General features: G+C 57.7%; 14 protein-coding genes. 2 read left to right on the top strand and 12 right to left on the bottom strand.

The window, feature by feature from the left end:
- Positions 1-208 precede the first annotated feature (208 nt).
- Genes ABLU78_RS14470 through ABLU78_RS14455 form a run of 4 tightly spaced genes read right to left on the bottom strand, consistent with a single transcriptional unit; the run spans position 209 to position 4,926 of the window.
- Positions 209-1,681 (bottom strand): MdtP family multidrug efflux transporter outer membrane subunit, encoded by a 1,473-nt coding sequence (locus ABLU78_RS14470; protein ID WP_048229421.1) that lies wholly within the window; start codon positions 1,679-1,681, stop codon positions 209-211.
- Complete coding sequence (locus ABLU78_RS14465) at positions 1,678-3,609, bottom strand: FUSC family protein (protein ID WP_048229419.1); 1,932 nt, start codon at positions 3,607-3,609, stop codon at positions 1,678-1,680. Before ABLU78_RS14465 ends, ABLU78_RS14470 begins: the two co-directional genes overlap by 4 nt.
- A gap of 9 nt (positions 3,610-3,618) precedes the next feature.
- On the bottom strand, positions 3,619-4,647 hold the full coding sequence (mdtN, locus tag ABLU78_RS14460; protein ID WP_032712467.1) for a multidrug transporter subunit MdtN: 1,029 nt from the start codon (positions 4,645-4,647) through the stop codon (positions 3,619-3,621).
- Positions 4,648-4,653: 6 nt separating this feature from the next.
- Complete coding sequence (locus ABLU78_RS14455; RefSeq protein ID WP_015369860.1) at positions 4,654-4,926, bottom strand: YtcA family lipoprotein; 273 nt, start codon at positions 4,924-4,926, stop codon at positions 4,654-4,656.
- 422 nt (positions 4,927-5,348) lie between these two features.
- On the opposite strand from ABLU78_RS14455, the gene yjdI reads away from it, so the two are divergent.
- Both yjdI and ABLU78_RS14445 read left to right on the top strand, forming a co-directional pair.
- Entirely contained in the window at positions 5,349-5,579 is a 231-nt protein-coding gene (yjdI, locus tag ABLU78_RS14450) for a 4Fe-4S mono-cluster protein YjdI (protein WP_015369861.1), read from the top strand.
- Between the two features lie 11 nt (positions 5,580-5,590).
- Positions 5,591-5,863, top strand: a complete 273-nt coding sequence (locus ABLU78_RS14445; protein WP_015369862.1) for a GNAT family N-acetyltransferase — start codon at positions 5,591-5,593, stop codon at positions 5,861-5,863.
- A gap of 36 nt (positions 5,864-5,899) precedes the next feature.
- On the opposite strand, the gene ABLU78_RS14440 is transcribed toward ABLU78_RS14445, so the two are convergent.
- The 8 genes from ABLU78_RS14440 to fimA form a co-directional block, all read right to left on the bottom strand.
- Entirely contained in the window at positions 5,900-7,378 is a 1,479-nt protein-coding gene (locus ABLU78_RS14440; protein WP_032709078.1) for an EAL domain-containing protein, read from the bottom strand.
- Entirely contained in the window at positions 7,365-8,267 is a 903-nt protein-coding gene (locus ABLU78_RS14435; RefSeq protein ID WP_047080375.1) for a fimbrial protein, read from the bottom strand. The genes ABLU78_RS14440 and ABLU78_RS14435 overlap by 14 nt, the downstream gene beginning before the upstream one ends.
- Positions 8,268-8,284: 17 nt before the next feature.
- Positions 8,285-8,788, bottom strand: coding sequence for a fimbrial protein (locus ABLU78_RS14430; protein WP_045396563.1), 504 nt, complete (start codon positions 8,786-8,788; stop codon positions 8,285-8,287).
- A gap of 12 nt (positions 8,789-8,800) precedes the next feature.
- On the bottom strand, positions 8,801-9,328 hold the full coding sequence (locus ABLU78_RS14425; RefSeq protein ID WP_170926280.1) for a fimbrial protein: 528 nt from the start codon (positions 9,326-9,328) through the stop codon (positions 8,801-8,803).
- 13 nt (positions 9,329-9,341) lie between these two features.
- A complete protein-coding gene (locus tag ABLU78_RS14420) occupies positions 9,342-11,975 on the bottom strand; it encodes a fimbrial biogenesis usher protein (RefSeq protein WP_048229413.1) in 2,634 nt (877 codons plus the stop codon).
- Positions 11,976-12,056: 81 nt separating this feature from the next.
- Complete coding sequence (locus ABLU78_RS14415) at positions 12,057-12,743, bottom strand: fimbria/pilus periplasmic chaperone (protein ID WP_048229412.1); 687 nt, start codon at positions 12,741-12,743, stop codon at positions 12,057-12,059.
- A gap of 74 nt (positions 12,744-12,817) precedes the next feature.
- On the bottom strand, positions 12,818-13,357 hold the full coding sequence (locus ABLU78_RS14410; RefSeq protein WP_015369869.1) for a fimbrial protein: 540 nt from the start codon (positions 13,355-13,357) through the stop codon (positions 12,818-12,820).
- 72 nt (positions 13,358-13,429) lie between these two features.
- Positions 13,430-13,978 carry a type 1 fimbrial major subunit FimA gene (gene fimA, locus ABLU78_RS14405; protein WP_015369870.1) on the bottom strand — a complete coding sequence of 183 codons (549 nt, stop codon included), beginning with the start codon at positions 13,976-13,978 and terminating at the stop codon, positions 13,430-13,432.
- Between the last annotated feature and the right edge of the window lie 471 nt (positions 13,979-14,449).

Below are 14,449 nucleotides of genomic sequence, written 5' to 3'. Positions count from 1 at the left end.
GGTTCTGCGCAACCCACTGCCGGGGCTTCATCAGAACGGTAGCCCGGATAAGGCGCAAGCCGCTATCCGGGGATTTCCCTGCTCGCGCTGCGCTTAGCAGGGCTACGGTTCTGCGCAACCCACTGCCGGGGCTTCATCAGAACGGTAGCCCGGATAAGGCGTGAGCCGCTATCCGGGGATTTCCCTGCTCGCGCTACGCTTAGCAGGGTTACGGTTTTGCGGAACCCACCGCCGGGCCGCGGTAATCGCCGCCGAGGGCCTTAATCAGCGTGATATCGGTGCTAAGGCGCTGGGCCTGAATATCCAGCAATAACAGCTGCTGGGCGATGGCCGGTCGCCGCGCTTCTTGTGCGGCATAGCGGCTTAACAGGCCGCGCTGGTGATGGGCGCTGGCGCTGCGGGTGGTAGCCATCGCTGCCGTCACCTTCAGCTCCTGCAGCGCCACCTGCTGGTTGAGATCGTTAAGCTGACTGGAGCTTATCGCCACGTCCCGTACCGCATCCAGCACCGCCTGGTTGTACTGCTTAATCAGGATATTGCTCGCCGTACGTACCGACTTCAGATTGGCGTTCAGGCGGCCGCCATCGAATATCGGCAAATACAGCCCTGGCAGCAGGTTAATCTGCTGGAAGGACGACTTAAACAGATCGCCAACGCTCAGCGCGTTATATCCCCAGAAGGCTTTAATATCAAAATGCGGATAAAAGGCCGCTTTCGCCGCATCTACCTGGCTCATAGAAGCGGTCACATAACCGCGCAGGGCCTGCAGATCCGGGCGACGCGCCAGCAATTCGAAGGAGAGTGAATCCGGCAGCGTTTCCTGCAACGCCGGCAGGGCGACCGGGTGGATCTCCGGCATACTCTGCGCGTCGGCGCCAATCAGCGCCCGCAACGTTTCACGGTACTGGGTTAGCGTGCCGCGGGCGGTAATCACCTGCTGCTGCGCGCCCAGCAGTTCCGCCTGCGCATTGGCGATATCGACGCTATCCTCCACGCCGCGCTGGGTGCGGTGTTCATGCGCCTGTACCGACAGCCGCGCTATTTCTTCTAGCTGCTGCAGCAGAACGATCTTCTGGAAGGTGGCCTGCATGGCGAAGTACAGCTGCGCCACGCTGCTGGCGAGGTCCAGTTCGATACCGGCGGTTTCCGCCTGGCGAGCGTTCTTTTCGCCAATAGCCGCCGCGACGCGGGCCCGGTCGGCGCCCCATAAATCGATATTCAGCGTTGCGCCGACGCCCACGGTATTGAGCGTGTACCACGGGCCGTTTTTATCCACCGGCAGAGAATAGGAGTAGGGCCAGCTAAAGGATTTATCGGTTATACGCATCCGGTTCTGCGCCGCCACGGCGGTCGCCTGCACGCCCATTGCCGACTGCGCCAGCTCGACGGTGGATTGTGACTGTGAGATGCGTAGCCGCGCCGCTTGCATGGTCGGCGAATTTTGCAGCGCGCGGTTTACCAGCATGTTGAGCTGGGGATCGTGATACCCTTCCCACCAGCGGGCCGCCGGCCAGCCGCTATTCGCCAGGTGGATCACCTGCGCCAGCTGCGCCTGTTGCGGATTAACGATCGGCACTTCGCTAGGATCGTCCTGAATCAGCGCGCATCCTGTCAACAGGCTGATGACGAAGGCCAGCGGTGAGTAGCGCAGAAAACGTGCTGCGGCATCCATTTTTATCATGACGGTTCTGCCTGTCGCGTAAATTCAGAAGGTTTGTCTGACCAGTCCGGCAGGGTGGCCAGTAAAGCCGCCAGCGGTTCGCCGAACGGATTAGCCGGATCGACAACCAGCGGCGCGACGGGCGCCCTCGGCTGCTGACGTTCAATATTATCGGCATACGCCTGTAACTGTTCGGCGCAGCGGCTTAAGAAGGGGTCTCCCGGCGCGGCATACAGTAGGTAGCCCTCGCTCAGGCGTACTATCTCCTGCGCCTGCTGCCAGGTGGCTTTGCTCGGCCAGGATTTCGCCTGCGGCCACGGATGCGCAAAGGTGCCCAGCGGCTCGGCGGCGACCCGATGCATCAGCGTTTCGCTGGTGGTCAGCGCCTGGAACAGCGGCACCATCTGCGGCTTATCATCTTTCGTGCGCAGGAAGTCGGCTATCTGGCGATAGAGTTGCGCCAGCCGCGATTTCAGCTGTGGCGCTTCGCTATCCGGCCACAGGTAAAGATGGACGATCGATGAGACCAGTACGCCGAGCAAAATACCGATGACCCGGTCGCGCAGTTCGGTCAGGTTGGTCAGTGGGCCAAACCAGCTGAGGAAGGCCAGCGAGAAGGTAAAGCCGATTTGGATCCCGGCGTAGGCAATACGCTCTGACCCGGCGGCAATCCACGCCGAGAGCGCCATTACCGGCAAAACCATCGCCAGCAGGCCGACGATGGACTCGGTCCACGGTTGTACAAAGACGATCAACAATAGCGCCAGCAACGTGGCGAGCAGCGCGCCGCCGATACGCAGCCAGGTTTTTTGCATCGTCGCCCCCAGCCCCGGCTGGGCGACAATCACGCAGCTCAGCATGATGGTGTGGATCCCTTGCCAGTCCGCGGCGGTATAGAAGACGTAGCACAGCAGCGTCGCCAGCAGGGTTTTCAGGGCGAAATGCAGATAAGCGGGATTGCGCCAGGCATCCGGCAGCAGCAGCGGCGACTTCTCGGCTTCACCCTGCGGCAGGTCGATGGTTTCACCGCGCGCCAGCTTCGCCAGCACATCCGCCATCTCTTGTAAAATCAGCGTATTGGCGCCGCGATCATCAATGGCCGGCGCGGAGAATGAAAACGGCGTACCCTCGTTCATCGACGGCGCCAGCGCCTGTAGCGCGGCGGCGATCTGCTGGCGCGCCGCGGCGTGATCGTCGCCCGGTTGCAGCAGCGCCGCGAGGTGATAGCAGCGCAGGGTGGTTGCCATCAGCGCCTGCCAGCGCGACGGATCGGCGGCAATTTCCGGCGCCGCAAAACGGGCCTGCTTAAACAATCCTTGCAACTGATTAAAACGCCCTGCGATCTCTTTGAAGGTCGGCGGCGCGGCGTTCTGCGTCAGCACGTCGGCGACCTGCCGCTGCATCACCACCAGTTGGGCACGGAATTGGTAGCCGGGGAAGGCCTGGCGAAAGCAGGCGTTAACCAGGAGCGTGACCAGCGTTGCGGTATTGATCGCCACCCAAAGCCACAGCAGCAGGCGCACCAGAACTTCACTTTGGCTGGTCATCGACGGGAAGGTCTGGGCATAAATCACCGCCAGCGCCACCACGAAAAACGCCAGCCCGAGTTTGCCCAGCACGCGCATCAGATACATCGCGCCAAAGAACAGGCATACCGAAGCGACCAGGCGAATCAGCGGGAAATCATAGGTCCACTTGATGATCAGCAGCACCAGCCCCAGCGCCACGCTGATGGTGACAAAAAACAGGACGCTGCCCAGCTTAATCATCAAAATGTTCGGCTGGCTGACGTAAAACACCACGATCAGCGCCACGGCGAGAAACGGGATCTGCAGGGTCATAAACAGGGTGATCAGCACTGCGCAGCTCAGCGTCAGGCGCAGGGTATAGTTGGCCCGCCCCGGCGCATCGGCGAGCTCCCGTTGCAGAAACAACCAGAAATTATGCATGCCGGACCCTTATTTCGCCTGCAGCACGGCGCTGGCGGAGGCGCCCATGCGGAACAGTTCCGGATCGGGATTTTTCACCGCGATTTTAACCGGGAAGCGCTGCGACACATGTACCCAGTTGATGCTCTTCTGAATCACCGGCAACCCGCCAATGACGCTACCGCCCTCCGGCAGTACGCCTGAACCAACGGAATCGACGACGCCGTCAAAGGGGCGGCTGTGGTTGGTCATCACCGTCACGGTTGCCGGCACGCCAGGCCGAACGTTTTGCAGATCCGTTTCGCGGAAGTTCGCAATCACATACCAGTGGTCGTTATCCAGCAGCGTAAAGACCGGTTTCAGGGCGGAAGCATATTGTCCGACGGTGGTTTTCAGGGCGATAACCACGCCGTTAAACGGCGCACGGACTTCGGTGAACTCCAGGTGCAGTTCCGCCAGGGCGATTTGCGCGACGATCCCGGCGCGCTGCGCGACCATTGCATCGACGCCGGTGACCGCGGCATCAGCCTGTTTGGCCTGCAGCAGCGTGGCTTCCAGTTCGGCGCGGGCGGCTTTTTCCGCGGTGCGTGCCTGATCGAGATCTTCCTGCGCGGCGAATCCCTGCGGCACCAGCGGTTCCAGGCGGATACGGGTCGAGGTAGTCTGTTTCACCAGCGCCTTCGCCCGCTCTACCGCGGCGCTCACCGACTGAGCGTTATACTGCTGGGCTTTGATGGTGCGCTGGGTCAGCATAATCTGCGCATCAAGCGCCGCCAGCCGTGATTTGGCATCCTCCAGCATCGCCTGATAGGGGCGCGGATCGATGCGGAACAGCAGATCGCCTTTCTTCACCCGCTGGTTATCGCGGATCGGCATTTCAACGATTCGCCCGCTGACTTCCGGCACCACGTCAATGGTGTCGGCGTAGACGTAGGCGTCGTTGGTTTCCGGCGAAGTCTGTAACTGCCAGATAACCACGATCAGCGCCACAATGGCGGCGAGGACGAGAGCCAACAAGGGCCATTTTTTCCGTAAAACGCTTGGGCTGGATTGAGTCATAGGTATTTAATGTGCGAAAAGAAGAAACCACAGAATAGTGGCAAATAGAAACATTAACGCCAGGTAACTTAATACCAGCGGGGAAAAGCGCGCCTGCCAGCCTTTACGGGCAATCAGGATATGACAAGGGATCAGCAGTAATGCGCCGCCTAAAAAGCAGAAGAACCAGCCGGGGAATGCTGCGCCTAATACCGGTATGGCGGGGGATAAAGAGCAACCGGAGACCGCCAAAAGAAGTAATAACAATGCCGGGCGCGCCCGTTTTACAATTTGCTTCAAAGGAAGATACCTGAATGTTCATGCCATTGAACAATTGAGTTTATTCGTTTTTGATTAAATAAACCCTCATACACCGCCTAAATTATAGCGCTGATGGTTTGCTTAGCCGAGTTATGGTTATCCTCTGATAATAGTTTAATTTCGCGTAGGTATTAAAAAGTCGCTTTATCATTAGCGAAATAATTGAAATAGGGCGTTTCTCATTTCTCCATAGTCAGCGGCTATGCCGCGAGCTATTCTTAGAGCCTATCCCAGTAGGTGTAATTGGCGCAGCCAGTTTGAACACGGACAGCGCGCAGAAACCGGAGCGTACACGTAGTACGTGAGGATTTTGAGCACTGCCCAGGTTCAAAATGGCAAGCAAAATAGCCCTAATGAGATAGGCTCTTAGGTAAACATAATAAAAATACTGAGGCAATGTCATGGATAAAGAACTACTGGAAGCGGGCTACCGGGCCTATACCGGCGAGAAGATAGATGTCTATTTCAATACCGATATCTGTCAGCACTCGGGTAACTGCGTGCGCGGCAGCGCGAAGCTGTTCAATCTGAAACGTAAACCGTGGATCATCCCCGATCAGGTGGATGTGGCCACGGTGGTCAAAGTGATCGATACCTGTCCCAGCGGCGCATTGAAGTATCGCCACAAATAAGCGAGGAAATGATGGAAATTCTGGAAGGCCATAACAAGTTCTACGTTAATGACGCCGAGGGAAACCAGGTGGCGGAAATTGTCTTTGTTCCAACCGGTGAACATCTGAGCATTATTGAGCATACCGATGTCGATCCCAGCCTGAAAGGCCAGGGCGTGGGTAAACAGCTGGTAGCGAAAGTGGTCGAAAAAATGCGCCAGGAACAGCGCAAAATCATTCCGCTGTGCCCGTTTGCCAAACACGAATTCGATAACACCCGCGAGTACGACGACATTCGCGCCTGAAATACGGCGCCAGCTGTGGCTGGCGCCGTGCTGCGATTATCCGGCCAACCGGCAGGTGGCATGATCCGGTAAAAATCGCGAAATGATCTCTCCCAGATGCTCGCGAGTGACCGGTGGTGAGAACAGATACCCCTGGAAACGATCGACTCCCAGCGCTTTTAGCTGATTAAATTTCTCCAGACTATCTACCCCCTCGGCGATGCAGCGGTTCTGCGTTAGCTGGCAGTAGTAGACCAGGCTTTTAATCAACACCAGCGCGTGCGGGTCGCGCTGAAAATCATTGACGATGCTCATATCCAGCTTGTAGCCGCTAAAACGCGCCGTGCGTACCGGGAACATCACGCTGCTGTGCGAGAAGCAGTCGTCGAGAAAGATGCGAAAGCCCTGCTGCTGAATATTACTCATATTCTCCACCGCTTTTCCTTGCTGCTGTAAATCGACGGTTTCAGCAAATTCCAGCACCAGCCGGTTGGCCCACTGGGGGTTCTGTAGCTGTTGCCAGGCGGTTTCCATCATACGGGCAAGATTATCGTGATAGGCGATGCAGGGAGGGATATTGACCGAAAAATAGAACTCGCCCTGATAGCGATTGATATTCTGCACCGCTTCCTGCAGGACAAAGGCGGTCAGTAATAGCCAGGCGTATTCGGAGTGAATATGCGGGAGAAATTCGCCCGGCGGCAGTACCACGCCATCTTTGCGCCAGCGGGATAAGATCTCGATGCCCTGCAGGCGTAAGCGCTCGTCGACAATCGGCTGAAAGACCGGAAAGATCTGCCGGCTGTGAATAGCATGGATAAACTCACGTTCGAAGGGGGTCAGCGCGGTCATGCCCTGACCAGCTACGCGTTTGCTTCGGCTGCCCGGAAACCGGCTCGCCAGATGCGGATGATACTCCACCATCTTGTTTAGTCCTGAGGTTCTTTGGTTGTAGAGCGTTTTCTGACTGACGCCGCGGATCTGCGCCTGACTGGTGATGCTGTGGCCATACAGCAGGGCGAGGGTGGCGTTAAGTTCGATTTTGCTTAAGCCCGACGGCGGTTTGCCGCGCGCCAGTGCCTCGATGGCCGAAAGCTGTTGCAGGCCGGGGTAGCCGACCAGGCCGCCTTTCAACAATGCCGCCAGACGGCGGCACGGTAGATCGGAAGAGACCGCCTGCACGGCGGCCAGCAGGCGGCGGTCGCCAACCTGGTGCAGTAAGGTTTGCCATAACCACGGCGCCGGACTGCGGCTTAAGATCACCATAGGCAAAGGTCGTTTGGCCTGGTTGAGTAACCAGGCGGCTTCGCGCAGGACGAACAGTAGCCACCAGGGATCGTCGGGCAGAAAAACCACGATTTGCCGGACGTCGGCTGGCGCAGATATCGACAGCATGCTCTGCACCCGCGGCTGTAGCCACACAGGCTGGCGGCAACCGTCGTCGACCATGCGGGCTAATCCCGCCGCCGCCATGGCGCAGGGCGACAGAATGTAATCCGTCGTCGCCTGCGGGATATCGGCTTTACTGGTAGACAAACGTCACCCCAATAATCGACTGGACGTTACCCGCCGTTACCTGACCGCTGGTGCGCGCGTAGGTGGCGGTCAGCCCGAGATTCACCGGCGAAGTGCCAACTGTACCCAGTGAGACATTGCTGTTGGCCGGAACGGCGGTCCCGTTACGCGTCAACTGGACGCCAATACCCTGTGCCGGCGAAGCGGAAGCGGTATTGCGAAATATGGAATTGGCGCTATCGGCGGTGGTGCCCGTCAGGTAATAGGCAAGGCTTTGATTTTGCGCGCAGTGAACCGTGACGGGCACGGCCATGGAACCCGGATAGTCGGGAAGCGTAACCGTGACATCACGGGCTGACACGTCGCAACCGCCCGTTGGTACCACGACATTATTATTAGCATAAATATTCCAGGTGAAATCTCTCGGGTTTCCGTCGCTGGCCACTTTATGCATATTGAGCCGCGCGATAAGCTCGCCAGAATTAATCACGACCCCGCCCGCAGCGCCGGTTGCGGTAAGGTACATGCGCAACGGTAATCCACGATAATCTGTGTGGGTGATGATGTAGACCGATGAGTTCGAGTTCATCGGTAATGGGTAAGTATTGCCTGCCCAATAAATGCTCCCGGTAAATGCCTCCAGCGCGCCACCGAATGCTGAGCCACTGGTGAGGTTGATATAGTCAATAATGGAGCCGCCGCTGGAGTCATTTTTACAGACGATGGAAGAAGATAAATCGACAACCAGGTTTTGGCCGACGCCAATAGAGGGCGTTAAGTTGACGTAAACATTCGCCGCGCCTGAAGTCATAGTTTGCCCGGTGTCGGCAACTTTACAGGTGAATGCCGCGACGTCCAGCGACCAGCCCATCAGCAGCAGGGCGGTAAACAGAGCGATGATTTTTTTCATAAACAAACTCTCCTGACTCAGGCGTAGGTATAGGTGACGCTAATCACCGCCTGAATGGTTCCCTGGGTGGCGCCGCCGTTAACCGACAGGGCCCGGACCTGCAGCGGAAAACGCGCCGACTGCGAGCTATCGTCGACCTGAACCGACTTTTGCGCCCCGTTATTGAGCGTGGTGCCGCTGTCGTCCTGTAGTTCGAGCTGGATGTTGCCCGCGGTACCCTGATTCTTGTAATAACCGGTGCTGTCCGCGGTGCCGCTAAAGGTGGCGACGACGCGCGATGTACCGACCGGACAATTGCTTAAATCCAGCGCGGTGCTGTGCCAGGCCGAAGCGGAACCCGCCGATACCAGGCTGAAGGTATAAAGATCGCCGAGGTCAACATTGGCGTTGGTGGTGGAGACCGTACACGGCTTGGCCACCACTTTGCCGTTCACCGTGATGGTGATGTCGGCGGCCTGTAGCGGGGTAATGTTTAACGCCAGCGCGCCTGCCAGAAGCCATCCTGCGTAGTGTGCTTTCATCTCAGCCTCCGGTTACTGGAATTCAAGGGTAAAGGTGGCGGTGGCATAGACGTGACCGGCGGTCACCGGTACGCGGGTTGCCATCAGCCTGGCGTAAAAACCGAGGGTGTTGGTCTGCCCCGGCGTTAAGGTGGTCCAGGCGATCGACGAAGAGGGCGCGTTGACCGGCAGCATCGTCTGCTGGCCGTTGAGGATCTGCACCGCCATGCCCGCCGCCGCGGAGGCGCCGCCGTCGATTTTTAACAGGTCGTTATTGTCGCTATCCGGGGTGCCGTTAAAGCCGACTTTGACCGCCGTCACCGAGCTGCCGCAGGGCGACAGTACGATGCGAAACGGCACCAGCGGCGTGGTCGCGCCGACGGCGTTAAACTGCTTCGCGGCGTTATCCATCAGATCGACGGTAAACTCTTTCGATTCGGTGGCCACCGCGCAGGCGTTGTCGCGCACGTAGCCGCTGATGGTGATGGTGCTGTCCGCCGCAAAGGCGTTGGCGCAGACCAGCGTCAGGACGGCGCCAAACAGGTTAAGTGGTTTTTTCATCATCATGCGTTCCTTAACGGCACTCTGCCGATAGCTGGCTCAGCGCCTGCCGCTGACTCTCTTCCGGCAGGCGGTAGCTGGCCATACAGCTGGCGTCCGCGCCTTCGCCCCATTTCACCTGTACGCTGCCGGCGAGCGGCATCCCGCTCAGGTAGACCTGGCCGTTATCGGCCACGATACTGCCGCTCTGATTGCTGCCAGAGGTGACCATCGCGCCAAACGGCACTGGTTTGCCGTTATGGGTCAACGTCATTAGTAACTTGACCCCGACGTGGGCTTTGAAGTCCGCCCGCACGATAGCGCCGTGGGTAGGGACAACGCTGACCACCGCGTCATCGAGATCGACGTTATCGGCAAGGGTATTGGTATCCAGCGCCACCCGGTTTTCGCGGTATTCGGTGGCGTAAGGCAGCACCGCATAGCCGCGCCAGTCGGTACGCACCCCGGTCTGGTTTTCCACTTTGACATCACCGGCGCCGGGCGCTTTCACCAACACCACGGTGTCATTCAGCGGCTGGCTCAGGGTCACGCCGTTGGCGTGGGCCAGCACACCGCCGCTGACGCCGTAGTAGAGCTGTTTGAAACCGTCGCTGCGGCTGTAGCCGACGTTGGCGTTGCCGTAGCCGCCGCGATAGTTCAGCGCCGCATAGCCGGTGCCGCTGCTATCGCCTTCGCCGCCGCTGGCGTAGCCGGTCTGCACGCTATAGCTCAGGTTATTGTCTTCCAGCAGGGTGCCGTAAAGTCCCGCCAGATTGGTCATCCGGCCATCAAGATCGTGCGACATGCTGTAGCTGGCGCTGGCGTGCCGCCATACCGATTTGCTGTCGGAACGCAGCCAGTGGCTGAACGGAATATTGACGTTGACCGCCAGCATCTGGTCGCGGCCCTGCTGCCAGGCGTTTTTGGTCAGGCTGTAGCTCAGCGTCCAGTTGATGTCGTCCACCGCCGCGTTGAGCCCGGCCTGCAGCTGCTGGTCCGCTTTGCCGGTTGACCAGTAGGTCTGATGGCTGCCGCTCAAATAGAGCGTGGCGGTACGCCCCAACTGTTGGGTGACGCTTAGCTGCACTTTGCCGCGCTTGTTGTAGGCGAGGTTGTAGTAATCGGTGAATTTCGGCTTCACCTGGATTACGCCATCCTGGGTCTCTACGTCGTAACCGCTCATCCGGCGGTAGGTAGTATCGGCAAAGCTGTAATAACCTTTAGTAGAGTAGCGATAGCCCACCAGTTGGATATTGGTGCCGACATCGCTCAGCGACTTGTTATAGAGGAAGCGAATTGACTGCCCCTGATGATCGCTGTCGTCGGGTAGGGTGGCATTGGCCTGGGTGACATCCAGCGACACGGCGCCGAAATCGCCCATATTTTTCCCCACGCCGAGATTAAAGGCGCGGTAGCGGTCGGCGAGCTGCGTACCGCCATACAGCGTCCAGCCCGCAGGCAGACCGTGTAACACGGTACTCTGAAAGAACTTCGGCTCTTCTTGCTGATCGTTGCCGCTGCGATATTCGCCAGCGGTTAGCGCGTACCGGGTGTGCCCTTCGCGCTGCAGTACCGGCACCGTTGACCACGGCACGCTGAAGACCTGGCTGGTGCCGTCGTTTTCTTTAATCGTCACCTGCAGATCGCCGCCGTTGCCTGCGGCATAGAGATCGTTAATGGTGAACGGGCCCGGCGGGACCGTGCTCTGGTAAATCTCATAGCCGTTTTGTTTGATCGACACCTGCGCGGTGCCGCGGGCTATGCCATGGATCACCGGCGCAAAGCCCTTCTGGCTATCCGGCAGCATGTTGTCATCGCTCGCCAGCTGGGCGCCGCGGAAGTTTATGCCGTCGAAAATATCGCCGTTGGTGTAGCTATCGCCGAGGGTCAGGCGCGAGCGTAGCGGTGTGATGTCGCGCTCAAGCCAGGTGTTGACGTGTTGCCATTTGTTCTCATTGCTGGAACTGCTGCCGCCGCTGCTGTAGCTCCAGGTGGTGTTATCACGCAGCCGCCAGGCACCGAGATTGAGGCCGCTTTGCAGGTTTAAATAAGCGTAGTTGCTGCTGCCGCCGGTATCGTTATGGACGTTGTTACCGGTGAAGTTGTAGTTCAGCAGCCCGGCGTTGATGCCGTCATCCCACATTTCTGGCGGAATATAGCCGCGCGCGCGGTTGCCCATAAAAGCCTGCGGCACGGTGAGGTACAGGCGCTGCTGGCCGACATCGAAGCGCGTCGTGGCATCAGTGATAAGTTCGGTCAGCGGCACGCAGGCGTCGGTGGCGAGGGCACTCATCCCGTTCACCGCCGCGGTATTGACCCCCATGCCCGCCAGCTGGCCGCGGGTCAGGCACGGGCTTAACCCATGGCCTTTTTCGCCGCGGTTAAAAGTGACATCGCGAGTGGTCATAAAGCCGTCGTTAAGGTAAATATCGACGCGGTAGGTGCCGGGCGGCACCTCTTGCCCGTTTTCGAAACCGGAAAGATCGGCCACCGCCGCAGGGTCGTCAGCTAAAAAACGCGGGTTAAAATAGAGTTCAGCCTGCGCGTAGCCCGCCTGCAGGACAAAACAGAGCGCCACGGGGAGTTTCGCCATGGCCAAAATAGCGCGTGGGCGGAGCCTCGCGCTGCGGGAACCAAAACGGTCCTGTCCATATTTGAGATGTGACATAGTCCCTCCGGTCTCAATTCGCCCGGCTGTCAGTTCTTATTGTTATGCGCGGTTTGGCCCGCCCGGCGGGCCAAACCTGTATTAACGCAGCACGCCAGTCATTTTTGGGGTCAGCGCGCCGTAATCATTAATCGTGCGATAAGTAATGTTGCTACCGGCATCCGGCGGCAGCTTGACGGAGGTTTTACCCATTGGCGGCACCAGCGCGTTTTCCAGCACCCGGGTGCCGGCGTTAAGTTCGGTGACGGTCAGGTAATAAGGGGTAGGGTTAGTCAACGTTAACGACGAACCGCTGCGGCTAAAGCTCAGTTTTTCCGCCGCCTGATCCGGCGGTAGCGCCAGCTTCGCCGGGCGGTAATAGAGCTTGATGCGGCTGATAATCGCCAGCTGCAGGGTGTTGTCGCTCAGTTTGGATTTATCCATCGACGGGATGGCTTTCACGTTAATCCAGAACAGGCTTTCGCGATCCTGCGGCAGTTGTTTATTGGTGGCGTCAATGATGCGCAGGGTATTCTCTTTTTTGCCCTGCATGGCGAACAGCGGCGGCGTAATCACGAAGCGGCCATCTTTGCCGCCGTCGGCGTTTTCCACCCACGACTGAATCAGATAGGTGCTGTTGTCATCATTATTGGTCACCCCTAACTGCACCTGTTTTTGCCCGGCCGGATAGATAACCCGCGTGGCGCCGAGCGCAACGCCGGCCTGAGCCCAGGCGGAGTAACCGCTTGCGGCTATCATCAATAATCCCGCCAGTAGTCCGCGCGTCATCCCCAGTCTCTTTTTCACGTTTACCCCTTTTGTACTCACCGTTGTTTCCTGTTTCCGGCATATCTGCTGGTTAATTACTGATAGGTCAGGGAGAACCAAACTTGCGCGTTTGCCGCTCCTCCGGTGACCTGATTGCCGGTCGCCCGATATTTGGCTACAAAATGTAGCGTGGTGGGGCCGGTATACAGCCGCCGCCAGGCGCCCGGCGGGCTATTCAGCGGAATCAATTGATCTTCGTTATCAAATAACGCGATGCCGACGCCGGTGGCGATACCCGGTCCTTCGCCAACCGAGAGCACATCCGGATTTTTGCCATCGGCCACGCCGCGAAAAGACACGCCGACATGCTGGCTGACTGCGGTGCTGCAATCCTGAAGGTGAATATCGAATGGCACCGGGTTGGCATCTTCCCCGGCTGAATGAAAGCGATTACTGCTGATCTGCCCCATATTGACGGTCATCTGCTGGTCGCCGGCTTCAACACGGCAGGACTCAGCGATGATGACGCCTTGAAAACGCATGTTTCCCCCAGCCACCGTGACGTTCCAGTGGTTGCCGGCCAGCGCCAGCGGCGGAAACAGAAACATCAGCAGACCTGTCTTCACTCCTTGCATCGTTATCACCCCAATCCCGTAGTGGATAACGGGCCATCCTGGCCCGGAATGCTTCCCTGTCTGATGTTTGAATTACTCGTATTGCACTTTGAAGGTGGCGTCTGCGTTAGCAGTACCGGCAGTAGCCGCGCCAGTGGCGTAGTAACGCGCCTGGAAAGGAATGATGTTGGTGCCGTCGTTCAGCGTGGTGGCCGCGCTGAAGGTAGCGCCATCCAGGCCCAGCGGAGTGCCGGTTTTGTCGAGGATCTGTACGCCAACGTTGGTCGCGCCGCCAGCAGCGGAGCTCTGCAGAGCCAGAACGCTGGTGTTGGTGCTGTCAACCGCGGTACCAGAGAAAGCGACAGAGGCTTTGGTGGCGACAGAGGTATCACAGTCGTCTAACTGAATGTTGAAACCTACAGCGGAGCTGGTGCTGCCCGCGGTAGCCAGTTTTGCCGAACGAACCTGGCCTAACTGAACGGTCTGGTCGATAGAACCGGCATCGACTGCACAGGCTGCGTTGACGATTTCTCCTTTAAAATGCACTGTTCCGCCATTTACCGTGGTGGTATCGGCCAGGGCCGCCGCGGAGCTCAGGGACAGAGCTGACAGGACAACGATTGCCAGTGTTTTGATTTTCATGCTGTTTTCCTTTAAACAAAATCGATATTACGAACCAAAAATGGCAGTCGTCTTGCCTTCCAGGCATTCCATAAATCAGCCGAATGGTGCGACTGCCGGTTCTGCACAGTTTTTGCCCCTACTGATGAGTCAATTGGGGCCATTTTGACTCATCAGGATTTATGGCTTTTATTTTGTTAAGGTTGGTTTGGTTTTGGATTTATATACTTCTAATGGTTTGTTTTATGGATTTAAAAGCTATGACTTTGCCGTGAATGGAAAAACGGCGTACTTGACTTCGATAGCGAAAAGCGGGCGAATGCGAGATAGTCTGACGAGGATAAGTAAAGAAAGGTCGTTGGAGAATTCAATGTAAATCAATTAGATATAATTTTTTTTGATGAAATATGCACTTGTCAGTTGCAAAAGATTACAAAACATTTTTATGATATAGACAGTTTGGCCCCAATTGACTTGTTCGATATTAAAAAT

The organism is Klebsiella sp. JN_Kp122 (assembly GCF_040062085.1).
Taxonomy (GTDB): Bacteria; Pseudomonadota; Gammaproteobacteria; order Enterobacterales; family Enterobacteriaceae; genus Klebsiella; species Klebsiella aerogenes.
This window is presented reverse-complemented; position numbering and strand designations above follow the sequence as displayed.

Bases quoted from the DNA above. Each gene is read 5' to 3' on its own strand.
- ABLU78_RS14410 (WP_015369869.1), bottom strand. From the start codon at position 13,357: ATGCAAGGAGTGAAGACAGGTCTGCTGATGTTTCTGTTTCCGCCGCTG.
- ABLU78_RS14435 (WP_047080375.1), bottom strand. From the start codon at position 8,267: ATGAAAAAAATCATCGCTCTGTTTACCGCCCTGCTGCTGATGGGCTGG.
- ABLU78_RS14415 (WP_048229412.1), bottom strand. From the start codon at position 12,743: ATGACGCGCGGACTACTGGCGGGATTATTGATGATAGCCGCAAGCGGT.
- yjdI (WP_015369861.1), top strand. From the start codon at position 5,349: ATGGATAAAGAACTACTGGAAGCGGGCTACCGGGCCTATACCGGCGAG.
- ABLU78_RS14465 (WP_048229419.1), bottom strand. From the start codon at position 3,609: ATGCATAATTTCTGGTTGTTTCTGCAACGGGAGCTCGCCGATGCGCCG.
- ABLU78_RS14445 (WP_015369862.1), top strand. From the start codon at position 5,591: ATGGAAATTCTGGAAGGCCATAACAAGTTCTACGTTAATGACGCCGAG.
- ABLU78_RS14470 (WP_048229421.1), bottom strand. From the start codon at position 1,681: ATGATAAAAATGGATGCCGCAGCACGTTTTCTGCGCTACTCACCGCTG.
- ABLU78_RS14430 (WP_045396563.1), bottom strand. From the start codon at position 8,788: ATGAAAGCACACTACGCAGGATGGCTTCTGGCAGGCGCGCTGGCGTTA.
- ABLU78_RS14425 (WP_170926280.1), bottom strand. From the start codon at position 9,328: ATGAAAAAACCACTTAACCTGTTTGGCGCCGTCCTGACGCTGGTCTGC.
- fimA (WP_015369870.1), bottom strand. From the start codon at position 13,978: ATGAAAATCAAAACACTGGCAATCGTTGTCCTGTCAGCTCTGTCCCTG.
- ABLU78_RS14420 (WP_048229413.1), bottom strand. From the start codon at position 11,975: ATGTCACATCTCAAATATGGACAGGACCGTTTTGGTTCCCGCAGCGCG.
- mdtN (WP_032712467.1), bottom strand. From the start codon at position 4,647: ATGACTCAATCCAGCCCAAGCGTTTTACGGAAAAAATGGCCCTTGTTG.